Source organism: Pseudoalteromonas sp. FUC4, assembly GCF_008370255.1.
Classification (GTDB): Bacteria; Pseudomonadota; Gammaproteobacteria; order Enterobacterales; family Alteromonadaceae; genus Pseudoalteromonas.
In genome coordinates, this window is sequence record NZ_SEUI01000002.1 from 152,254 (window position 1) to 174,669 (window position 22,416).

Sequence of the window (22,416 nt, forward strand, 5' to 3'; positions counted from 1 at the left end):
AAATTGATCAAAGATTTATGCAGGTTGGTATTACACACTCGTTCGAAGGATTTTATTATGACAACATATCAACGCGAAACAGACACACTCTCTACTCTTTGCCAATCACAAGGCAGCCCATGGAAAGCGATTAACCCTGAATACGCAAGCCGTATGCGTTTACAAAACCGTTTTCGCACAGGGATTGAAATTGCGCAATACACAGCAGACGTTATGCGTGAAGATATGGCTGCATATGACGCCGACACAAGCCAATACACGCAATCTTTAGGCTGTTGGCATGGTTTTACTGCTCAACAAATGATGATGGCAATTAAGCGCCATCAAAAAACAACCAAACGCAGCTATGTATACTTAAGTGGCTGGATGGTTGCAGCGCTTCGCTCTGCATTTGGTCCGCTGCCAGATCAAAGCATGCATGAAAAAACATCGGTACCTGCACTAATCGAAGAAATTTACACGTTTTTAAAGCAAGCAGATGCACGCGAACTTGACCACTTGTTTAACGACTTAGATGAAGCAAAAGCGAACGGCGGCGATGTTCAAGCTGTTATCGATAAAATAGATAACTTTGAAACCCATGTTGTGCCAATTATTGCTGATATCGACGCTGGCTTTGGTAACGAAGAAGCAACTTATTTACTGGCTAAAAAAATGATTGAAGCCGGTGCGTGTGCCATTCAAATAGAAAACCAAGTATCTGACGCTAAACAATGTGGTCACCAAGCGGGTAAAGTTACCGTTCCACACGAAGACTTTTTAGCAAAGATTAACGCAGTACGTTACGCCTTTTTAGAGCTAGGTATTGATAACGGTATTATTGTGGCGCGTACAGACTCACTAGGTGCAAGCCTTACTCAAAAAGTACCTGTGTCGCAAACACCAGGTGACTTAGCAAGCCAGTACAATACATTTTTAGAAACCACGCCAATTAACGGTGTTGATGACTTAAATGAAGGCGACACAGCAATGAAAATTAATGGCCAGTTATGTAAACCAACTCGCCTAGATAACGGTTTATTCCAATTCCGCGAAGGCACTGAAAAAGATCGTGTAGTACTAGATTGTATTACGAGCTTGCAGTCGGGCGCTGATTTACTGTGGATTGAAACAGAAAAACCACATGTTAAGCAAATCGCTGAACTGGTAAATCGTGTAAAAGAACACGTACCAAATGCAAAACTGGTATACAACAACTCGCCTTCGTTTAACTGGACGCTTAAGTTTCGTGAGCAAGTGTATCAAGAGTGGGAAGAAGCAGGTCGTGACCTTAGTGCTTACCCAAGCCTTGGCGACAATAAAGGCCTTATGGCACCAGAAATGGATGCAACAGAGCTTGCGCAAGCAGCCGATTTACTAGTGCAAAACTTCCAGCGCGATGGCGCACGTGAAGCAGGTATTTTCCATCACTTAATTACTCTGCCTACGTACCATACAGCTGCGCTAAGCACTGATATTTTATCAGAAGGTTACTTTGGCGATATAGGTATGCTGGCTTATGTACGTGATGTACAACGCCAAGAAATTCGCCGTGAGCAAGCTTCTGTTAAGCACCAAGACCTAGCAGGGTCTAACATGGGCGATACGCACAAAGAATACTTCTCTGGTGATAACGCGCTAAAAGCCGGTGGTGAAGACAACACCATGAACCAATTTTAATTCCTAACTAGATAGTGTTACTCAAGGGCCAATAGGCCCTTTTTTATTGCTTTAATTTTAAGATCAGATTTTAACTAACCTGAGCTCTGGTTAAGAGGTTTACTAACGTATTGAATCATGGCGATATTTAAATTTATTTTCTCTAGCCAGAGATTTTCAGTGAAAACAAGGCGAATTTACGCGTCAATAGCTGGCCTATTACCAGTAAATTTAACGCAGTTAGCGCTGAAAATAGCTGCTTGAGATAGATTAATTATCCAGAGTTCAGGTTAACTAAATCATGTTGGATCACTATTTAACTACCTAAGTAAATTTACAGATCAGAGTTTAACCAACCTTTCATAAAACGGCATATTTGGGATGATTTTGCTGTAAAAAGCGTTTACAACAACTTTAAAAGGCAGATAAGTGACTGATTTTTGCTTTAATAGACAAACTTAGCGAATTTATAAACCGATTTTTTACTAACTTCTCCGTGCGATAAAACAAAATTTTACTAACTGAGAGGCTATAAACAGTGACTCAAACCGATTTTTTACCAACTCAAGTTACAAAAAATGCTATAAACCGAAATTTTACTAACTGAAGTTTTAGCTAAGTCCGATATTTAACTGTCACAGAAGTGTAAAGGGGGTTTACAGTTTAAATGCTACGGCGGTAAATACAAAAGCCACTTATTTAAAGTGGCTTTTATTTGAGTTATAAGTTTATTATTTAGTGTGTTTATCAAACCACCATTGAATATAAGCAACTTTGGTCATTAAGTTTGATGGGCGAGCTGTAATACCGTGCGATGCATCAGGAATTCGCACCATTGCAGTATCAACACCTTGTAACTTTAATGCCTGATAAAACTGCTCAGTTTCTGATATTGGTGTACGGTAGTCAGATTCCCCAGTGAGCAACATAGTAGGAGTTTTAACGTTTCCTACGTAGCTAATGGGCGAGCGTTTCATGTAGTGCTCAATGTGATCCCACGGTTTACCCGGAAACCAGTAATCAGCAAAAAATGGGTAAAAATCTGCAGTTAGTACAAAGCTGATCCAATTAATAACCGGTTTGGCAACTACAGCCGCAGTAAACCGATCGGTATGACCTACAATCCAAGCTGTTAGCACGCCGCCGCCAGAACCGCCAGTTACAAACAATTTAGACTCATCAATAAACCCTTTCTCTATTAGCGCATCAACGCCCGTCATTAAGTCGTCAAAATCGTTACTTGGGTAATTGTGATGAATAGTTTGTGCAAACTCTTTACCGTATGAATCACTACCACGTGGGTTCATGTATAAAACTACATTGCCTTTAGCTGCAAACAGTTGAATTTCAGCGCTAAAATGTGGGCCATAATTAGCAACTGGACCGCCGTGTATTTCTAGTATTAACGGATACTTTTTACTGCTATCAAAATCTGGTGGGTAAGCAACCCAACCTTGGATTGGTAGCTCATCGTGACTTGATTTAATCCAAATTTCTTCCACTTTAGCTAAAGCTTTGTCCCCTAATGCATCTGCATTAAGAGTAGTTAAACGCTGCGCTTTGCCGCGTTTAACTGTTGCTATATCAGCAGGGCGCTGGGTATCGGCAAGGGTAAAGGCTACCTCGCCATCTTCGCTTACATCAAAGTCGCCACCAGAATAAGGGCGTCCAAAGGCAACGCTGCCAATTTGCTCCGTTATTATTTTACGCTTACCACTGCGTGGTTGATAGGCAAGGGCAGTTTGGCCTTTATCGGCGTAACTAAAGTACACACCTTTTGAATTTGCACTCCACTTTATTTGACCTACGCTACGGTCAAAATTTGGCGTTAAGCTAGTTGTGTTACCTGTTTTTAAATCACGAATATAAAGTTGAGCATTTTCGTAATTAGTGCGTGTATCGTGATAACCTGTGTACGCTAAGTAACGGCCATCGGGCGATACTTTAGGCTGCTCATCAGGACCATCTCGGTTAGTAATTTCGGTTATAGTTTGCGAGGCCAAATCAAGTTTATAAATTTCATTATTTGTGAATTTTAGCTGGTTGTTTTTATGCCTGTTCGCAGAAAAATAAAGCGACTTACCATCGTTACTAAAACTTACATCGCCTGCGTTATCAAACTCATCATAAGTGAGTTGTTTAGCATTACCACCATTAGCATCTATGGAAAATAATTGGCTAAAACCTTTTTGCGTGTAACCGCCACCATCTGAACGGTAATAAACATCATCAATAAATTTAGCAGGCTCTGCCCACGTTGCGCCTTTTGGTTTACCTGGTAAGCTCACTGGCGCTGAAGTAGCGCTTGGAACAAACATGCTAAATATTAATCGGTTAGAATCAGGGCTCCATGTAATGGCTCTTGGGCTAGCGGTTAAGTTGCTAATTTTTGCCATAGCACCTGTTTTAAGCCATTTTATATATATTTGGCTGCTACCATCGCGGGTTGATATAAACGCAAGGCGTTGACCATCAGGAGAGAGTACTGGCGAATAATCCATATGCACGCCAGAGGTTAGCGGCTGCATTTGCTTGGTTTTGTAATCAACAGACCAAATATTACCTACTTTACGATCTGTTTTTATATCCATGCGGTTACGCACAAAATAAACCGTTTTACCGTCTTCGGTTATATCTATTTGATTGGCGTACTCTAAATTAAATACGTCTTGTAATTGGAGTGTATTTGTTTCAGCGTAGGCTAAATTGCTACAGCCTAAAACGAGGCTACTACCAAAACTAAGAGCTAAAAGCTTTTTCATTTATGATCCCTGTTGTTACTTTTTTTAATTTGCTAAGTAGTTATATGTTAGGGATTATTAAATTAACAGTAGGATGCGATGAAGCTCTTATTTAAATCTATGAGTTAAAGCTGTAAAGGGGGTTTACAGCTTCTATTTGTGGTTGTGTAAAAATATTTAGTTAGCTGAGTTACAAAGGGCTTTTATATCTTTTATAAGCGCTATGCCATCAGCATTGTCGCCATGTACACATAAGCTATGGGCATTGAGCGTTAGTTTTTTTCCAGTTCGTGTTGTCACGCTGCCATCACATAAAAGCTGAGTTACTTGTTTTAGTAATGCAGCTTTGTTGTGAACGCAACCCTCAAGCTGTCGTGAAACTAAATGCCCGTCGTCGGTGTACTGCCTATCGGCAAATGCCTCTAGTATTAACTCAACTCCTGAATCTTTAGCTATTTGAATGTGCTTATTGGCATTTTTAGTCGCCAAAACCATTAGCTTTAAATCTATTGGGTAGCTGGCAATTGCATTTATAACGGTGTGTAATATTTGCTCATCAGCCATCATGTCGTTATAAAGTGCGCCATGGGGTTTTACATAGCTAAGTGTTAAACCTTGTACTTTTGCCATGCCCTCAATAGCGGCTATTTGATAATGCAGGCAATTTGTAAGCTCTTTTTCGCTAAGTGTCATTGAGCGTCGACCAAAGCCCTGCTTGTCTGGGTAGCTTGGGTGAGCACCAATTTGTACGTTATGTTGCTTGGCAAGTACAAGAGTGTTTGCCATTACGTCGGCATCACCTGCATGGAACCCACACGCAATGTTAGCCATATCAATATGTGGCATAACGTCATCGTCTAGCCCCATTTTCCACGCGCCAAAGCTTTCGCCTAAATCACAATTGAGTTTCATAATTAGTGCGCCTTTTGCGGTTTTATTGTGACAGGTAATACGCCGTTGGCCGGTGCTTCTCCTAGTAACACTTTTGCAAGTGCGGTAAAAGCAGGGCCAGATACAATATCGTTTTTATCTACATCAATATTATATGCGTACGATGCCAGTACGGCATTTGCATAATCGCCAAATTTAGCAATGTCATAAGGGGCTCTCAGGCTTATAAAAACAGTGCTTTTATTACTCTGCTTTGCCATATTTAATAATGACTCAAGTGCTTTGGGCTGCTCTGCATTATTAAGTGCAAAATTTGAATCATCTTTTAAATCATCCATACCGCCAATTTCGACCGCACTTTGATTAGGTGTTGCATTACCGGCGATAACTACATCAGCGGCGTGTATTTGTGCTTTTGCGTGTGCAGGGTTAAACCCTTGTAAACTGCTACAGCTATAGTTAACTTTTTGCTGGTTGATAGCTTCAATCGCTTGCTGCATTGCCATACATTTACGCGTGTCGGGCATAATAATATGAACATTACTTCCTGCTTTTAACTTGAGCGGCAAAGTACTGTTATTATTTTTAACCTGCGTTATTGCCTCTACAGCAAGCTGCGCTTCTATTTCACGATGTGCTGCATTGCCAATTGTTTGCTTAGCATTTATGAGCGCGGTAATAGGGTCAAAATTAGTGTTTAACCTAAATTTATTTTTAAGTGTAATTATACGCTGTGCAGATTGTGCTATTTCTTGCTCATCAAGTTGGCTTGATTTAACCGCTGCAACAAGCTCTTTAATAAGGGCATCGAGCTTGTTTAAATCATCCGGTGTTCTAATTTCTACGGGCATTAGGGCAATATCAGCTCCAGCTGCAAACGTATTTATTACCGCTTGAGTTGGTGTAAAGAAGTTACTAATACCAGCCATATCAAGCGCATCAGTTACTACAACACCTTGGTAATTAAGCTCGCCACGTAAAATATCAGTAATGATTGCGCGCGACATTGTTGCTGGTTTTACCATAGTTTTGCCATTAACACTTACAAACGTTGTGCTATCGAGCGCGGGATATTGAATATGCGCCGTCATTATCATGCCTGGGTTTTGCTTGGCGATAATATGTTTAAACGGTGCTAAGTCTTGCTCGTAAATAACCTCTTTTGCATGGTTTACTTTAGGTAAACCTGTATGGCTATCTACGTTTGTATCACCATGACCTGGAAAGTGCTTTAACGAGGTAATAACGCCGTTGTTTTCAAACCCTGCAACCTGTGCGGCGCCTAATTTACTCACTAATGCTGGGTTTTCACCAAACGAACGTACGTTAATAACAGGGTTATCGGGGTTCATGTTTACATCAACCGTGGGCGCGTAATTTACATTGATACCCAGCGAATTTAGTTCTTTAGCTATAACAGTTGCTGTTTTTGTCGCAAAGCTTGTTCCATGTTTTTTGTATGTTGCGCCAATCGACATATTACCGGTAAATGAGGTGGCAACATCGCGTGGTAAACGTGCTACACGTCCGCCTTCTTGATCTATTGATATAAATAGTGGCAGCTTACTACTGGATTTACTTGCAGCTGTTTGCAATTGACTATTAAGCGTAATAGTTTGCTCTATTGATTGAGTATTTTCTGAAAATAAAATAACCCCACCAATGTTATACTTTGTCACTATGTTTGCTAACTCACTTGGCAAACTAGTCATTGGCGTTCGGCATTGTTTACTCGCACCTTGCTCACAGTAATAGCGAAAGTCGAGTATTAACTTTTGACCAAGCTGCTGTTCAAGAGAAAGTGTTGATTTAGCGAAAGAAGATTGTAATGGCATTAAACACCCAGATAAAAAAACGATAGACGATACAGCATACTTATTTAGCAAAACGCTCTCCAAAGCAAAGGTTTAGTCGTACTTATGTTATGCAAATATTTGTTTAGCTTAACTACTTTTGTAAACAACCGCAAAAGCGATTGTTATAAAGGCTACAACATAAAAGCATTTAATTAAGTTAGCTAACTTAACTAATAAACACTTTAAATGGGTATAATGCTTAACTTCGTATAATACGCGCTGAATATTGTGCTTTGGGATGCAAGCTTTGCTATATAAATTATTACCTGCTTTAAATTTAAGATTTCTTATATTGCTACTCGCACTCTCTGCAGCACTGAGCACATTGGTAGGGAGTTTTTATTCTACCTATCAGGTTCAAAAAGAGCAGTTAACATCATACACGCTAAAAAGTAATTTTGCCTATGCTCAAAAACTAGCCTCTGCTACTGATAACTTTTTAAAGTCTGCGCTTCAGCAGCTTGAATACTCAGCTAAAATTATTGAACAATCACCAAATAACTCCAAATTATTAAACGATGAAGCTATTCGTTTAAATCACCAAACTGATAGCTTTAACTCTGTTGTGATTAATTTACATGGCGTAATTGCTGCTACGTCACCTCGTTTAAAGAGTATAATAGGCCAACAAATACAATCACCTGGCGCAATAGAGGCGTTAAAAGAAAAACGCCCATTAATTAGTGAGCCTTATTTATCGGCAGCCAATAATTTCATTGTTTTTATATCGCACCCGTTGTTTGATTTTGAAGGTAAGTATTTAGGGTATATTGGAGGCTCTCTTTATTTAAAAGAGAAAAACATTTTAAATGAGCTTCTAGAGCAGCATTACTATAAGGGTGGCTCATACCTTTTTGTTGTTAGCTCAAATAAGCGCATTTTATATCATCCAGAACCGTCAAGAATAGGTAACGTTGTTACTAATAATCGTGTAATTGACGCAGTTACAAATGGCGAAATGGGTACTTCAACCGTTATTAATAGCCTAAATAAACCAATGCTCGCAGGCTATGCCCCCGTTACTTTAGCTAATTGGGGAATAGTGGCGCAAAGACCATTAAAATCAACGCTCTCCTCTCTTGATACATTAACTATTGAAGTGATTAAACAAACAATACCAATGGCATTAGTCACGTTTATTTTTATTGGTTTATTTGCACACTTTATAGCAAGACCACTAAAACGCTTAGCCAATAACGCAAATACACTCGACGATCCTTCAAGCTTAGAAAAGCTTAAAAATGTGAAGTCGTGGTATTTCGAAAGTCAAAAACTAAAATTAGCAATGTTAAGAGAAGTAACTTTATTACAAGCTAAAATTGGTGTGTTACGCCATGACTCACAAACAGATCCCTTAACAGATACGCATAACAGAAGAAGCTTAAACGGCTTACTTAACCAGCTTATGCTAAAGCAAACCCCGTTCGCTATATTAGAAATTGATATCGACTTTTTTAAACGTGTTAACGATACTTTTGGGCATGACAAGGGTGACGAAACTTTAGTTTCGCTAACAAATATAATTAAAAAACTATCAAGAAGAGACGACATAGTATCGAGAATCGGCGGTGAAGAGTTTGTCCTTGTGTTACCTAATGAAGACAGCCAAAGCGCTTTTAAAATTGCAGAGCGCTTACGTAAAACAGTAGAATCAACAGAGATGGACACTATTGGCAACATCACTATCTCTATAGGTCTTGCAACTTGGCCTGAGCATAGTGCTGATATTGCCCAAGTATATAAATGTGCCGATAAAGCGCTATACCATGCTAAAGAGCATGGCCGTAACCGATGCGTAGTGGCCGAAATTAGCTAACCCCAAATTAGCTAAGTAATACTTTGAATTTAGCTTAAATTGATAAATACTTTACAGTGAATACATGAGTTTATTAAGCCAGCCATCTGCTTTTGATGGCTTATAAATCATTACAATATCCTCACTGTAGTGACTGTTAACCCCCTTTACAGTTAATTTTGTAAACCCTAAATCGTCAATAACAAAGTTAGGTAAATACGCCAACGCCAAGCCACTTTGTACCACCTCTATTAATGCACTGTAATCGCTACATCTAAATACAATATTGCGCGGGGCAATTTCATCTTCCCAACCGTCGGAGCCAATACCTTGCTCTAGGCCGCACAGCGGTGAAAATAATGGGCAAGCAAAAGCCCCATGAAGTAGTTGGTTTTTATTGAGCGTTAATAAACCTTTTTGTACTAGCTGATGCGCAGCGGCCGCAGCCACACTAAATCCAGTATTAAATACATCAACCGCAACTAAATTAGTATGTGAGCTGTTATTTAATGCCTCGCGAGTAACTAGCGCAACATGCGCCGCCCCTGACGCTACTTGGCTTATGGCTTCACCTTCAAACACATTATTAATACGTACCGAGCAAGGCAGGTTGCTAAGTGGTGTAAGCAGCCTCTTTAAACCACTTTTAAGTAAAATTGCAGGACCAGCAATAACCGCATTAAATTTATGGTTATCGCTTTTAAAGCGACTGGTAAGCTGCTGGTAATTATGAACTAAATCGCTGCTATGCTTAACAAATTCTTTGCCTTTATCATTAAGTACTAAGGTTTTTCCCACACGATTAAACAGCTCTGTGGCTAAGTTTGCCTCAACCTTTTTTAGCGTTTTAGAAAGCGCCCCTGGGGTAATATTAAAATGCTTAGCGGTTGTATGCAGGTTTTGCGAACCCGCCATATGAATTACTTTTTCAATATCATCTAAATGCATAGCGCCAAACCGTATTGATTAAAAGGAAACAACTAATAACTTATTATCGATTATTTATACATAAAAATCAGCTTATAGTATCGCCATATTTATTTTTTGGGTATTAACATGAAAAACATACTGTTATTTTTTATTTTATTTTCGAGCTCGGTACTTGCAAACACACATCAACACAATTCACAAAGCACACACAAAGCCCACAGCTACGTTGGGTTTCATGGTATGGCACTTATCTTAGCTGGCGATAAAATACTTGCCAGCCATCTGCCTTTATACGCCCCTCCACACGACTACCAAATAGTGTATGAAGTAACTACAAATAACACCAACCTAAAAAAAATCAAAAGTGTTTTAAAAAAAGCAGCAAACGAGCAAAGGTTGATCACCATTTTACCAGCCAAGTTTGACCTAAACTTATTAATAAATAAGAAGACACCCACCTTAAACATAACCGTATTTAACGGCCATTTTGAACGCGGTGGCAAAGAACTTTTTACTACAAAGCTAACCTTTAAAAACCCGTTATATGTTGAGAAGGTCACGACAGATAAAGCACAAAAAAATGCATTTTCGTTAGTAAAGCTTACAGAGCAGCAAGGCTTGATAATTCATAAAATACAAAGTAAACCAAGTTATGACTCGTTAAGCTTAGTGCCACTGACTAAAGGTGAATATAATGGGGAGTTAAAGTGTAATACTGCAATTAATACAGCGCTTAAAAGTAAGCTAGAGGCATGTTTTAAAAGCGTACCAAGCTATCTAGAAACAAAAGATTTATCGGTTAATTAATTTATAAATAGCCAGCGCTTTTTAGCTTTAAAAGCACTGGTTTTATAAAGTGTTACTTCGCATTAAGTGTGTACAAATTTGCTTAAACATACTTGCCATTAAGTAATTTAACTTTAGTAAATATGTGGCAGATAAACGCTAATTAAAACTCATAGCTTATTTTGGCTGAAAAGTTACGTCCAGGTTGACTGTATTGGCTAAAATCAGCGCCTTGTGATTGCCCTGCAATTAGCTCAAAAGGTACATATTCTTTATCAAGCAAGTTAAGTACACCTACATTTAGCTGCCACGCTTGCCACTCGTAATTTGCGTATAAATCAACAATGCCATAGCCATGCCCTTGTGTGGTTTTATCGCCGTTTGCATCAAGCACCACATCCGATTGCGATTTAGCTAAACGCCATGCAGCGGTCCAGTTAATATTACCGAGTTCTGTACTTAACAATATTGAGCCGTTTAACGGGCTAATGCTGGTAAGTGGCTGATCGGTTTCTTTGTTTTCACCATCAACGTAGGCAACGTTTGCCTCTAGTAGTATATTTTCAGCGACATACATGGCAATTTCTGCTTCTACGCCACTTATTTGTGTTTCGCTAATATTTTGATATTGGTACAGCGTTTTGTTTACGCCAGGAATAAACGTTGGTTCAACACCCACTACAGCCGTTTCTATAAAGTCATCGTAGGCTGCATAAAAAGCACTTAAATTTACGCTAATATCGCTGCTTACGTATCGTAAACCAAGCTCAAATGAGTCGCTGCTTTCTGGGTCTAAATCGGCGTTGGGGAGTATTTGATAAAACGGCTCAACGCCGTGGCTTTGATAGGCTTGGTCGTGCGGCGGTATTTTAAAGCCTCGTACGTATTGCCCATACCACGATAAGTTATCATCTACTTGGTAAATAACACCTAGCTTAGGCGAAAAAGCCGACTCGGTAATATCATCAAGCTGTGCATCGGCGTATAGCTCATCATTTTTAGCCTCTAGGGTGTAGTAATCATATCGCACACCCGCAATAACCGACCACGCGCTATTATTAAACGACATACTGTCTTGTACATAGACGCCAATTAAAGAGGTATCGGCACCCGGGAATGCTTTTTGTTTTTGATCGGTAAAATCAACGGTGCCATCGGCTAAAATACGTGTTTTAAAACGTGGGCGGATGGTGTCGTATAAGTCTATATCAACTCCGTATACCACTTCGTGATCGGCGGTTTCTCCTTTAAGGCCTTTATTAAATACTGCTTTTAAACCTAAAATATTTTGCTCAAAACGGTAGTCGTTATAATCGGTGTAGGTGCTTGAGCCACTAATTTGATCGCTTTGCTGCTCGTAACTACTGTAAGACACTTGCCCGTACCATTTATCAAACGCAGCGGTTGCTACCTCTGAATGGTAATCGAGCGCCAACGACCAGTTAGTGTCGTCTTCTTCGGTTTCTTGAACAGCAGGAGTAATTACTTGCTCAGTTGTTTGATTAAAGTAATCGAGGGTGTATTTAAGTGTGCGCTTTTCATCCAGCTGTTGCTCAAGTTTAATTAATAAAGCGTCTGATTTCGCATCATAACCGGGTAAGTTTTCGTCATAGTTTTGTACTTCTTCGCTGTCGCGGTGGCTATACACTGCGCTTACTGCAAAATCGCCTAAATCTTTTGCAGCGGTAATATCGGCTGCAACTTGGTTACTTTGACCTTGATACCCCAGCGCCATTTTTACAAAGCTGTCGTTATTTTTTAAATAATCACTAGGGTCTTTAGTGGTTATAACCACAATGCCACCGAGTGCATCAGAGCCATATAAAGATGACGCAGCGCCTTTGGCGACTTCTACTTGTTTTACGCCAGCTACATCAAAGTAATTACGGCCAACTAAATAACCCCCTCCGCCTGCGTAGCCATCGTTAGTGCGTCGGCCATCTTTTATAAATACAACACGGTTACCGCCAACACCACGTACAGTAAGTGTTTGCGCGCCTGCGCCACTGCCTGTGGTTGCAATGCTTGAATCGTATTTAAACATGGTTTGTAAATCTACAGCGAGCTGGCGCTCTATGTCTTGCTCGGTAATAACAGTTACTGAGCCTGTTACATCTTTAAGCTTTTGTTCAAAGCGTGAGCCGCTCACAACAATATGATCGTCAATTATATTTTCGGCAAATGCAGTGCCTGAGCTAAGTAATAAGGTTGCTATAGCAGTAAATTTAAATGCAGGGGGATTCATTTTAACTCCAAATGATAATAGTTATTATTTATGGCGAGGATGTTACAACTAAGTCAAATTAAGATCAATTAATTATGATAATCATTTTCATTTAGATTTAACTAGTTATAATAGCCAAAAAATAAAACCGGAGTATGGAATGAAATACCTATTGATATTGTTTGCTTTAATGGCTCAACCTGCACTTGCACAGGAGCGCGTTATTAGTGCTGGCGGCACCCTTACAGAAATAATTTATGCGCTGGGCAAACAAAGCACCCTTGTAGCGGTTGATCAATCTAGCATGTACCCGCAACAAGCTACGCAATTACCGCAAGTGGGTTATTACCGCGATTTAGCGGCAGAAGGCGTGCTTTCTATGCGCCCAACCACCTTGTTAGCGCTTGAAGGAGCTGGGCGAAGCCAAGCACTTAAACAAATTGAGGCAACAGGGGTTAAACTCATTCATTATAAAAAGCCCACCTCAATTAACGAACTACTTGAGCTAATAAAACACCTTGGTGACGATTTAAACGCCAAGCAAAAAGCACAAACACTTATTACGCACATAACAAAATCGCTGCCCGAAAAAGCAAAACAGCAAACGCACAGTGCGCTATTTTTACTCTCAGCTAATGAGCGCGGGCTTGTTGCTGCAGGGCAAGAAACCGTTCCTAATTTATTATTTAGCTATGCAGGCATTACCAATATAGGTGCTACGCATTCAGGCTTTAAAGCAATTAACACTGAGGTGCTTGCTGTAAACCAGCCCGACTTTTTAGTCGCCCCAGCCCATGTTGTACACAGCCTTGGCGGTAAGCAGGCTTTTTGTGAGCAACCTACATTACGGTTATTAAAAGCCGCGCAAAGCTGTAACTTACTTGTAATGGATAGCCTACTTTCGCTTGGCATGTCGCCGCGTATTGCCACAGCAATTAATGAGCTTAGCGAGTACAAAGCCCAGTTATGAACACCCTAACGTTAAGTCGCTTTGTGCCTATAACACTTAGCCAACCCCATAAATGGATGCTATTAGCCTCTGTTTTTATTTTTGTTTTGGCGCTACTAAGCATAGGGTATGGCCCTGCCGGATGGGATTGGCGTTTAGCCATTGCTTGGCTTGCGCCCGAGTACTTTAACCAGTTTGATGCCATGCAAATTAATGTAGTAATGCAAATACGTTTGCCGCGTTTTATGCTTGCTGTGCTTGTAGGATTGGTGCTTGCCCAAACAGGCGCGTCAACGCAAGCGCTGTGCCGCAACCCATTGGCCGATCCATCTATTATTGGCATTAGTGCCGGTGCGGCCATGGTTGCAGTAGCATTTATTGCACTTAGCGCGCAGTTTAATTTTAACGCTCAGCTGTATTTACCTTATGCCTCGTTTTTAGGGGCGCTTGGGGTTACCTCGCTGGTATATTTTATTGCCAAGCAGCAGGGGCAAATAAATATCACCACACTTATATTGGTGGGGGTTGCCATTAACGCATTAGCATTTGCGGTTATTGGGCTACTGAGCTTTTTTGCCGACGACAGCGCACTACGATTAATAAATTACTGGACCATGGGATCACTAGGCGGAGCAAGCTGGAGCACTATTATTCAAGCTGCACCGCTACTGCTTATTAGCCTTATTGGCCTTTGGCGGTTAAAAGAGCCCATGAACTTGCTCCTAATTGGCGAATCCCAAGCTCAGTACCTAGGAGTAGACACTAATAAACTTAAATTATATGTAATTATACTCGTTGCATTAGGAGTAGGTGCTGTTGTAGCGCTTACTGGTTTAATAGGGTTTGTTGGTTTAGTAGTCCCGCATATTGCCCGCTTAATGGTAGGGCCGCATTTACGTAATATGCTGCCGCTTTGTATGTTAATTGGCGTGGTGGTATTGCTACTTTCTGACTGGTTAGCACGCATTGTTATAATGCCCGCCGAGCTACCTATTGGCATTATTACCGCGCTTTTAGGCGCGCCATTGTTTATTTATTTAATTGTTAAAAATAAGCGAGGTTGGTCATGATCACGTTTGATGATTTAAGCGTTGGCTTTGGCAACCATACCGTTTTAAACACCATTAATGGCAGTGCTAAACAAGGGCAACTTGTTGCACTACTTGGTGAAAATGGCGCGGGTAAATCTACCTTGCTGCATACTTTAGCAGGTATGCACTCCTTTACAGGCAGTGTACTTTTTAATGCTAAGCCACTGGCTGCTCATGCTAAAAAACGCCTTGCCACACAGCGCGCAGTGATGATGCAAGCAAACCACGTTGGGTTTGATTTTACAGTATTTGAGCTTATTGCAATGGGCCGCTACCCGTATGTAGAGTCATTAAAAATGCAAAGTGAAAAAGTACATAAATACGCCGCAATTATGGATTTAAGTAATTATTTAAATCGCCGCGTAAGTGCGCTTTCGGGCGGGGAGCAACAACGCGTGCATATGGCGCGTACTTTAGCGCAGCTAAATGCTTTTACACAATCGTGCGAGCCAAAACTCATGCTGCTTGACGAGCCTACATCAGCACTTGATATGCGCCACCAACATGTTTTGCTCAGCTGCGTTAAAGCCTTTGTAGAGCAAGGCAACAGCGCCATTATTGCAATACACGACCTAAATTTAGCCAGCCTTTATGCAACCGACGCTATTTTACTGCACAACAAAAAAGTGCTGCAAAGCGGGCCTATAAACACCGTATTAACTGAACAAAACTTACAACAAATGTACGCCATGAAACTGCACGTAAACCCTCATCCTTATAACGATGCACCCATGGTTTTTTCTCAACGTCAGGAGTTTTTATGAGAGAGCAAGCATTAAACGATGCACGCACCTTGGTTTACAAAACCAATGCCGGTGTCATGTCGACCATTTCTAACAATTTACGCGGCTACCCGTTTGGCTCAGTAACACCTTATATGTGCGACGAACAAGGCCGAGTTTACTTTTTTATTAGCGATATAGCCCAGCACACTAAAAACCTAAAACACGACTCTCGTATGAGCCTCACTGTTTTTGATGCCGCCAACTACGGCGATCAAAATGAGCACGGGCGAGTAACGCTTGTAGGCGATGGTTCTGTTGTGCCAAGTGAGCAAGCACACACTTTACTTAATAACTATATTGCCCTATACCCGGAAGCCGCTAGCTATCGCAATGCGCACGACTTTCAATTATGGCAACTAGACGTAGTGCGCGTGCGCTACATTGGCGGCTTTGGCAAAATATTTTGGCTTGAGCAAAACGAATGGCAAGGCGAGGCAAAAAACTGGGACGAAAGCCAGCAGCAAAGTATGATTAACCACATGAACGACGATCATCAAGATGCTATGTCGCTCATATTAATGCAGCACTACAGCGTAGCTGATAACACCCCAATAATGAGCGGCCTATTACCCACAGGCTTTTATATACAAAGCCAAAAGCGTAATTACTTTATTAACTTTAAAACCCAGTGCAACAGCCCGTTAGAGGTACGTAAAGCGCTGGTTGAGCTAACCAACCAAGCTCGTAGTAACTAAACTAAATACATGACGACATAGTTAACCTGAGCCCCAGTTAAGAGATTCACCAACTATGTCGTTATTTTATAAGCAAGCTGTTTGCTCGCCTCGCTTGCCTAACGCTTTAAAAGCCGCTTGTTGATGCGCTTTTTGCACATAACGAGGAGGCAAAGGGTTAACCTGCAACTGATACCCAGTTTGATTAGCTTGCACACTTGTTACCGGCGATATCCAAACAACATTTAACTCTGGCGCTAAACGCTTAATAACACGCGCTATACCTTCGCCATTTTTTACATGAAAATCGCCCGCTATATGCATTACCTGCGCATCTTTATGATTATTTAAATAATTAACAATAGACTCAGCCATGGTTTCATCCCAGGTCACTTGCGCAGCATAATAGTTTTCGTTTTGACTTGGCGTACCATGGTGCATTGAGGTCATAAAGCGTTGTTTATAATCACTGGGGGAGGTATCAATAGTGGCTGCAATGTAGCGGCGTTGTTTATCATCAAGTTTATTTAGGTAACTTATGCCTTGCCTGCCAATACACGTAACAATATTTTTAGGCGCATTTGCAGCGATTACATCGCTATTGTTCGTTTTAGCCAGCTCTACCAGAGCACGGTAGTCACTTTTGTAATTAGGCCACGCTTGGGTGTTATCAATTAAGTATTGCTCGCCAATTTCACCCTTAACGTACTGGTTTAAAATAAGCTGCTCGGCACGGCTAAATTGTTCAAGCGACAGAGCAGTGCGTTTATTACTTTTACTTAATTGCTCAAATAACTCAGCCTGAAATAAATGCACGCCCGGGTGTGTATGCCATTCACCTACTAAAACCACATCGGCATTTAATAGCGTGGGCTCTAATAATACCGAGCTAACAGGTTTTGCTTGTGCATTATAAAGTGCTGAGTAATATAACGATGAGCTTTTAACAGGCGGCACAGTGGTTATACTACAACCACCCAAACCCATAACTAACGCCAGAGTTAACATAGACTTTTTCATACACACCTTTTAAAACCTGTTAATACAAATAATTATCAATATCATATATTTATAATCCGTATTAAGCCAGCCAAAAACAGGACAAAATAAATAAGTAAAGAAGAGCAAATAACGCATTGTAGAGTGCAATTGATAGACAGTTAAGGGCGTTAGCTTAGTCATAATAAGAGGACACTTCCCTCTTTTTTACATGTTTATATAAATAACAGAAAGCATAATATATATAGCTGGCAATGACTTAAACTGTTTGCTATTAATATAAGTTCACAAAGTAAGGACGTTTTCGCGCTAAAAAAGGGAAAGTGTCCTCTGATAAAGTTGTTATATGGCAAAGGAAGCTATGCGATTCATCCTCACAATTTCACTCTTATTTATAGCTGGTTGCACCAACCTCAAATACCAGCCTGAAGGTGGGCTTGTAAAAATAGAGGTTCAGAAATTAGTACCTACAGAAGATTGTAGTGGCAAGGGTATTCGTGCATATTCGGTAAAAGGTTCTAACGAACGTCATTTGCTAGAAAAAGAGATATTTTATGTATCTCCCGGCAACTGGGAAATTGCTTATTACCCAACCTATGAAGAATTACAAAATGATATGTGTGAAGAAATGGAGAGGCTAATAATTCATGGGGAATACACTATTTCTTATGAGTTTAAACAAGGTTTTAGTTACTTCATCTACCTAAACAAAGAACGTGAAGCAGGCATTAAGCAAAGTGCCATATAATAAGCTAATAAATAAGGACAAAAACAGTTTGCTGTTTTCGTCCCTCAACATTTTAGCAAACAATTTTTTGCCCATTATTAGACCGTTTTATGCAAGGAGTTTTGTGGAAACCTTCTCTTAAAATCACGAATTAATTGGCTTATTTGAATGTGAGCCTATTTTGACTGATCCCGAGCAAGAGCACTGGTTTTACAATCAACTTATATTCCACACTGTTAGATGTGATGATGCTTTAACAGTCAAAATTAATGGGGGTTATGGTGATTTATCAATTTTATGAAAGCAAGGTACACGTGAGTTAATGAACTTTAAGTTTAAGAAACTTAGTAGTCTTGAGGTTCAGATGCAAACTAATGATGAATTTCTAACTGCAATTGGTTCATTCTATGATTTTGAAATGTTAGTTAAGTTGCGACTAAAACCCCAAGTTGCCATTGAATTAAAGCAGTTGAGTAATTGCATATAACAACACGCCCTGAAGTGGACGACCAGTAAAATTTAGCTATTAATTGCAAATTTTAAAAATGATGGGCATCACGTCTTTAGTCAACAGCAATTTGCCGCTTAAGACAGCGTTCTACGCTTAGTCTAGTTTAGTTGTGATTAACTATTAGGAGTAAACTTTGAATAAAGGTATTTTGTTATTTCTACTCACCGTACTTTGTACCATTAATTCTGCGAACTCCGCAGAGACAACTTGGAAAACCCAAGGTTATGGTTACGTTTTTCATACTGTAGACAATAAAACAACAGCCTTTGATTTAACAACTAAGCATTGCTTGGAAAACCACTTTATCACCGATGAGTTTGAACAAATCTCGTTCATTGAAGAAACACAAAAAGTGAATAAAAATACTCGCTTACTTAACTTTGGTGGTTTGTTTCCGTTAAAGCTAACGAAATTAGACAGTTTACCTGCTCAATGCCAATCCAAAAAAACTGTTAGTATAAAAGACAAAAACTATGAATTTAATGCCAGTATTGTTCTTAACGTTCTAATGAATAATTTTGAAGAGCACTATGCATTTTCAAAAGATAAAAATATCAATTGGGTGGAGCAGAGAAAACTTTGGCAAAAAAGAATAACCTCAAAAACTACGCAAGATGAGCTATTTAGTATCATAGATGACTTTCTTAAAGAATTACGCGACGGTCATGCCATATTACTCAATCAAGAACTTGATAGGCTTTCACATTACTCACCAAGAAAGTGGTCATTTTGGGATGAATTAAAAGCGTACTCAGTAAATTACCCTCAATACTCAACTTACTGGGAATTACATACCGCATTAATTAAAAAGTCTCAGGAAAACATTAATAATTACATTGATAAAAAATACTCCACTCTTCAATATCACGATAATTTTACCTTAGCAAAAACGCCTCAAAATATTGCCTATTTAAAAATAAGTAACTTTGATGATTTCTCAAATAATGACGTAAAAGCAACAAAAGAGGTTATGGAGATATTTACGCCTATCATCAAACAAAGCAATGGTTTAATTATTGACTTGCGTTTTAGTATGGGTGGAAGTGACTTAGTGGCATTTTCTATTTTATCTTACTTAATAGATTCAGAATTAGCCTTGGGGGGAAAACAGTTTAAAACATCGACAGGCTACAGTGAACTTCAAAAAATTGTTGTCGTCCCATCAAAAATTAATAATTACACAGGAAGTATTGTTGTTTTAACTAGTCAAAAAACACCTAGTGCGGCTGAAGTATTTCTTTTAGGTTTACAAGCTAGAGGCAATGTTACTTTTATTGGTGAAAGGAGCTACGGAGCTTTTAGCGATGCGTTAACAAAAGCTTTGCCTAATGGTTGGGGGATCACATTATCAAATGAAAGGTATCTCAATTCTTATGGGGAAAATTATGAAAACATTGGATTGCCTGTAGATCATGAATTTGTATTTCTTAATGTGAACAATATTGAAAGCGGAAAAGATGTGCAGCTTAATGAGGCAATTAAAGCTTTTAGATAGGTGCATTCAGCGCATAATGAGGCATCACTAATGTCCGCAATTGGCACTCTCCGTCACTCGACAACATAAAATGTTGATAATAATTGGCAAGGTATTTTACTGTGTCGGATGGCGCTTCGCTTATCCGACCTACACTGGCACATACACGGCTGTCAGATTTAATTGAATCCTATTAATCAATTTCGACAACTAAACTTATCCCCGTAATTACGGCCCTTTAACAACCACGTTTAACAACAAAGCGTTTTTAACATTAGAGCGCGTTGATTCTGTAACCCCTTTTAATAACTAGTTAAACACTCTCAATTATTATCTTTTTAGGACTCTATCAATATGTTATATTATAACAGCTAATGTATTTAGCTCTATTTAAATAAGGGTTAGTTTATGAAAGTGGTTACTCAAGGGCTCAGTGTTGCCCTGCTGTTAGGGTTGGGTTTTAGTGCTTATGCGCAAAAACATGTGCATGGAGAAGGTGAGTTACTTATTGCTCAAGAGGGCAATGTGCTGCAAATGCAGTTTATTATTCCGGCTGCTGATGCGCTAGGTTTTGAGCACCAAGCTGCTAACTCATCTGATAAAAATGCCATTAACGTACTTGCTCAGCAATTAAGAAATAGTAGCCACGCTATTGATATAAAAGGGCAGTGTATTTTACAAAGTACCGAAAACTCACTTGCTCACAGCCACAGCCACAGTGAGCACGATGAGCACGATGAGCACGATGAGCACGATGAGCACGATCATCATAATGTTGAAGCCACCTACAATTTTAACTGTAAAACACCGGTTATGGGCTTTTCGGTCACGTTATTTAACTTAATGCCTTCGCTGAATGCACTTAACGTGCAATGGATTAGTAATACGGGGCAGGGCTCAACAGAAGTAACGCGCAGTAATCCTGTAATAAGCTGGCAAAGCTAATATTTAGCCGCCAACTCACACCCATTAAACATAAATTGCTGACTAAATAAGAGCCGTAAGCATGAAAAGCCAACTAATAAAAAATGCCCAATTGGTTAACGAAGGTAAAACGCAACGTGCTGATGTACGCATTACCAATCAATTTATTGAATGTATTGCCCCTAATATCACCCCGAGCGAAAACGATGATGTAATTGACGCGCAAGGTGCGTACTTACTGCCGGGCATGATAGATGACCAAGTGCATTTTAGAGAGCCAGGTCTTACCCATAAAGGCTCTATATTAACTGAATCACGTGCGGCAGTGGCCGGCGGTATTACAAGTTATATGGAAATGCCTAATGTTAACCCCTCAACCACAAACAAAGCTGCGCTTGAGGCCAAATACGCCATAGCCGAGCAGCATTCTTATGCCAATTACTCTTTTTACCTTGGCGCTACAGAGCACAATTTAGATGATATTAAAGCGCTCGACCCTAAAAAAGTATGTGGCGTAAAAGTGTTTATGGGCGCCTCTACCGGTAATTTATTAGTAGAGAACCCACAAGCACTTGAGGGGATATTTCGCGAATGCCCTGTGCTTATAGTTACCCACTGCGAAGATGGAAAAACCATTAGCAAAAACAATCAGCGCTATGAGCAACAAGGCATTGTGCCTAGTATTACCGACCATCCAAAAATACGCGACGCAGAGGCGTGTTATGCCTCATCGTCGTATGCGGTGTCGCTTGCTAAAAAATACAATGCGCAATTGCATGTATTACACATAACCACCGAAAAAGAGCTGAGTTTGTTTACTAAAGGCGATATTGCCAATAAAAGCATTACCGCAGAAGCCTGTGTACACCACTTATATTTTAGCGAGCAAGATTACGAAGCGTTAGGCAACTTAATAAAATGTAACCCTGCCATAAAAGCTAAAACCGATCGTGATGCGCTAATAAACGCAGTTAAAAATAATCAAATAGATATTATTGCCACCGATCACGCTCCGCATACATGGCAAGAAAAACAAACCGATTATGTTAACGCGCCAGCAGGTTTGCCATTAGTAGAACACGCACTTTTAAGCTTACTAGAACACGTTAAACACAACCGCTTGAGCATTGAACAAGTAGTAGAAAAAACCGCACATAACCCCGCGCTGCGTTTTAAAGTAGATAAACGCGGCTTTATAAAAGAGGGTTACTACGCCGACCTAGTGCTGGTAAGTACACAACAAACCACAAAGGTGAGCCATGACTCTTGCCGCTACCTTTGCGGTTGGACGCCTTTTGATGGCGTTGAGTTTTCATCAAAAATAGTAAGCACGTGGGTTAATGGCGAGCGCCTTTACGATGGCAAAACAGTCTCTAAACCTAGCAAACCTGCCATGCCTCTTGTTTTTAATCGTTAATTGG

General features: G+C 40.0%; 17 protein-coding genes. 11 read left to right on the forward strand and 6 right to left on the reverse strand.

Annotation, left to right across the window (positions count from 1 at the left end):
* Nucleotides 1–57: 57 nt before the first annotated feature.
* Nucleotides 58–1,659: an isocitrate lyase gene (locus EU510_RS06675; RefSeq protein ID WP_149592807.1), complete on the forward strand. Its 1,602-nt coding sequence runs from the start codon at nucleotides 58–60 to the stop codon at nucleotides 1,657–1,659.
* 710 nt (nucleotides 1,660–2,369) lie between these two features.
* Here EU510_RS06675 and EU510_RS06680 read toward each other — a convergent pair.
* The 3 genes from EU510_RS06680 to EU510_RS06690 form a co-directional block, all read right to left on the reverse strand.
* Nucleotides 2,370–4,400: an alpha/beta hydrolase family protein gene (locus EU510_RS06680; protein ID WP_149592808.1), complete on the reverse strand. Its 2,031-nt coding sequence runs from the start codon at nucleotides 4,398–4,400 to the stop codon at nucleotides 2,370–2,372.
* Between the two features lie 156 nt (nucleotides 4,401–4,556).
* Entirely contained in the window at nucleotides 4,557–5,291 is a 735-nt protein-coding gene (locus EU510_RS06685) for a 5-oxoprolinase subunit PxpA (protein ID WP_149592809.1), read from the reverse strand.
* 2 nt (nucleotides 5,292–5,293) lie between these two features.
* Nucleotides 5,294–7,105: a glycoside hydrolase family 3 protein gene (locus tag EU510_RS06690; RefSeq protein WP_149593285.1), complete on the reverse strand. Its 1,812-nt coding sequence runs from the start codon at nucleotides 7,103–7,105 to the stop codon at nucleotides 5,294–5,296.
* A gap of 313 nt (nucleotides 7,106–7,418) precedes the next feature.
* On the opposite strand from EU510_RS06690, the gene EU510_RS06695 reads away from it, so the two are divergent.
* The gene (locus EU510_RS06695) at nucleotides 7,419–8,942 is read left to right on the forward strand and encodes a sensor domain-containing diguanylate cyclase (RefSeq protein ID WP_149592810.1); all 1,524 of its coding nucleotides are present in this window, start codon (nucleotides 7,419–7,421) and stop codon (nucleotides 8,940–8,942) included.
* Between the two features lie 51 nt (nucleotides 8,943–8,993).
* Here EU510_RS06695 and EU510_RS06700 read toward each other — a convergent pair whose 3' ends face one another.
* Nucleotides 8,994–9,869, reverse strand: a complete 876-nt coding sequence (locus EU510_RS06700) for a LysR family transcriptional regulator (RefSeq protein ID WP_149592811.1) — start codon at nucleotides 9,867–9,869, stop codon at nucleotides 8,994–8,996.
* A 108-nt stretch (nucleotides 9,870–9,977) separates the two neighbouring features.
* Between EU510_RS06700 and EU510_RS06705 the strand changes: the two genes are divergently transcribed.
* Nucleotides 9,978–10,658, forward strand: a complete 681-nt coding sequence (locus EU510_RS06705) for a hypothetical protein (protein ID WP_149592812.1) — start codon at nucleotides 9,978–9,980, stop codon at nucleotides 10,656–10,658.
* A gap of 142 nt (nucleotides 10,659–10,800) precedes the next feature.
* On the opposite strand, the gene EU510_RS06710 is transcribed toward EU510_RS06705, so the two are convergent.
* Nucleotides 10,801–12,882: a TonB-dependent hemoglobin/transferrin/lactoferrin family receptor gene (locus EU510_RS06710; RefSeq protein ID WP_149592813.1), complete on the reverse strand. Its 2,082-nt coding sequence runs from the start codon at nucleotides 12,880–12,882 to the stop codon at nucleotides 10,801–10,803.
* A 139-nt stretch (nucleotides 12,883–13,021) separates the two neighbouring features.
* On the opposite strand from EU510_RS06710, the gene EU510_RS06715 reads away from it, so the two are divergent.
* Genes EU510_RS06715 through EU510_RS06730 form a run of 4 tightly spaced genes read left to right on the forward strand, consistent with a single transcriptional unit; the run spans nucleotide 13,022 to nucleotide 16,381 of the window.
* On the forward strand, nucleotides 13,022–13,831 hold the full coding sequence (locus tag EU510_RS06715; protein ID WP_149592814.1) for a hemin ABC transporter substrate-binding protein: 810 nt from the start codon (nucleotides 13,022–13,024) through the stop codon (nucleotides 13,829–13,831).
* Nucleotides 13,828–14,880 (forward strand): FecCD family ABC transporter permease, encoded by a 1,053-nt coding sequence (locus tag EU510_RS06720; RefSeq protein WP_149592815.1) that lies wholly within the window; start codon nucleotides 13,828–13,830, stop codon nucleotides 14,878–14,880. Before EU510_RS06715 ends, EU510_RS06720 begins: the two co-directional genes overlap by 4 nt.
* Nucleotides 14,877–15,665, forward strand: coding sequence for a heme ABC transporter ATP-binding protein (locus EU510_RS06725; protein WP_149592816.1), 789 nt, complete (start codon nucleotides 14,877–14,879; stop codon nucleotides 15,663–15,665). Before EU510_RS06720 ends, EU510_RS06725 begins: the two co-directional genes overlap by 4 nt.
* Nucleotides 15,662–16,381: a HugZ family protein gene (locus EU510_RS06730; protein WP_149592817.1), complete on the forward strand. Its 720-nt coding sequence runs from the start codon at nucleotides 15,662–15,664 to the stop codon at nucleotides 16,379–16,381. The genes EU510_RS06725 and EU510_RS06730 overlap by 4 nt, the downstream gene beginning before the upstream one ends.
* Nucleotides 16,382–16,447: 66 nt before the next feature.
* Here EU510_RS06730 and EU510_RS06735 read toward each other — a convergent pair whose 3' ends face one another.
* Nucleotides 16,448–17,380 (reverse strand): ChaN family lipoprotein, encoded by a 933-nt coding sequence (locus EU510_RS06735; RefSeq protein ID WP_149592818.1) that lies wholly within the window; start codon nucleotides 17,378–17,380, stop codon nucleotides 16,448–16,450.
* A 325-nt stretch (nucleotides 17,381–17,705) separates the two neighbouring features.
* Here EU510_RS06735 and EU510_RS06740 point away from each other — a divergent pair, with 325 nt between their 5' ends.
* From EU510_RS06740 to EU510_RS06755, 4 genes are all read left to right on the forward strand, one after another.
* Nucleotides 17,706–18,107: a hypothetical protein gene (locus EU510_RS06740; protein ID WP_149592819.1), complete on the forward strand. Its 402-nt coding sequence runs from the start codon at nucleotides 17,706–17,708 to the stop codon at nucleotides 18,105–18,107.
* Nucleotides 18,108–18,730: 623 nt separating this feature from the next.
* A complete protein-coding gene (locus tag EU510_RS06745) occupies nucleotides 18,731–20,092 on the forward strand; it encodes a S41 family peptidase (protein WP_149592820.1) in 1,362 nt (453 codons plus the stop codon).
* A gap of 387 nt (nucleotides 20,093–20,479) precedes the next feature.
* Nucleotides 20,480–21,016, forward strand: coding sequence for a ZrgA family zinc uptake protein (locus tag EU510_RS06750; RefSeq protein WP_149592821.1), 537 nt, complete (start codon nucleotides 20,480–20,482; stop codon nucleotides 21,014–21,016).
* A gap of 61 nt (nucleotides 21,017–21,077) precedes the next feature.
* Nucleotides 21,078–22,412: a dihydroorotase gene (locus EU510_RS06755; RefSeq protein WP_149592822.1), complete on the forward strand. Its 1,335-nt coding sequence runs from the start codon at nucleotides 21,078–21,080 to the stop codon at nucleotides 22,410–22,412.
* Nucleotides 22,413–22,416: the final 4 nt, after the last annotated feature.

Excerpts from the sequence above, each read along its gene's own strand:
- EU510_RS06675 (WP_149592807.1), top strand. The coding sequence starts at position 58 with ATGACAACATATCAACGCGAAACAGACACACTCTCTACTCTTTGCCAA.
- EU510_RS06680 (WP_149592808.1), bottom strand. The coding sequence starts at position 4,400 with ATGAAAAAGCTTTTAGCTCTTAGTTTTGGTAGTAGCCTCGTTTTAGGC.
- EU510_RS06685 (WP_149592809.1), bottom strand. The coding sequence starts at position 5,291 with ATGAAACTCAATTGTGATTTAGGCGAAAGCTTTGGCGCGTGGAAAATG.
- EU510_RS06690 (WP_149593285.1), bottom strand. The coding sequence starts at position 7,105 with ATGCCATTACAATCTTCTTTCGCTAAATCAACACTTTCTCTTGAACAG.
- EU510_RS06700 (WP_149592811.1), bottom strand. The coding sequence starts at position 9,869 with ATGCATTTAGATGATATTGAAAAAGTAATTCATATGGCGGGTTCGCAA.
- EU510_RS06705 (WP_149592812.1), top strand. The coding sequence starts at position 9,978 with ATGAAAAACATACTGTTATTTTTTATTTTATTTTCGAGCTCGGTACTT.
- EU510_RS06710 (WP_149592813.1), bottom strand. The coding sequence starts at position 12,882 with ATGAATCCCCCTGCATTTAAATTTACTGCTATAGCAACCTTATTACTT.
- EU510_RS06715 (WP_149592814.1), top strand. The coding sequence starts at position 13,022 with ATGAAATACCTATTGATATTGTTTGCTTTAATGGCTCAACCTGCACTT.
- EU510_RS06720 (WP_149592815.1), top strand. The coding sequence starts at position 13,828 with ATGAACACCCTAACGTTAAGTCGCTTTGTGCCTATAACACTTAGCCAA.
- EU510_RS06725 (WP_149592816.1), top strand. The coding sequence starts at position 14,877 with ATGATCACGTTTGATGATTTAAGCGTTGGCTTTGGCAACCATACCGTT.
- EU510_RS06730 (WP_149592817.1), top strand. The coding sequence starts at position 15,662 with ATGAGAGAGCAAGCATTAAACGATGCACGCACCTTGGTTTACAAAACC.
- EU510_RS06735 (WP_149592818.1), bottom strand. The coding sequence starts at position 17,380 with ATGAAAAAGTCTATGTTAACTCTGGCGTTAGTTATGGGTTTGGGTGGT.
- EU510_RS06740 (WP_149592819.1), top strand. The coding sequence starts at position 17,706 with ATGGCAAAGGAAGCTATGCGATTCATCCTCACAATTTCACTCTTATTT.
- EU510_RS06750 (WP_149592821.1), top strand. The coding sequence starts at position 20,480 with ATGAAAGTGGTTACTCAAGGGCTCAGTGTTGCCCTGCTGTTAGGGTTG.
- EU510_RS06755 (WP_149592822.1), top strand. The coding sequence starts at position 21,078 with ATGAAAAGCCAACTAATAAAAAATGCCCAATTGGTTAACGAAGGTAAA.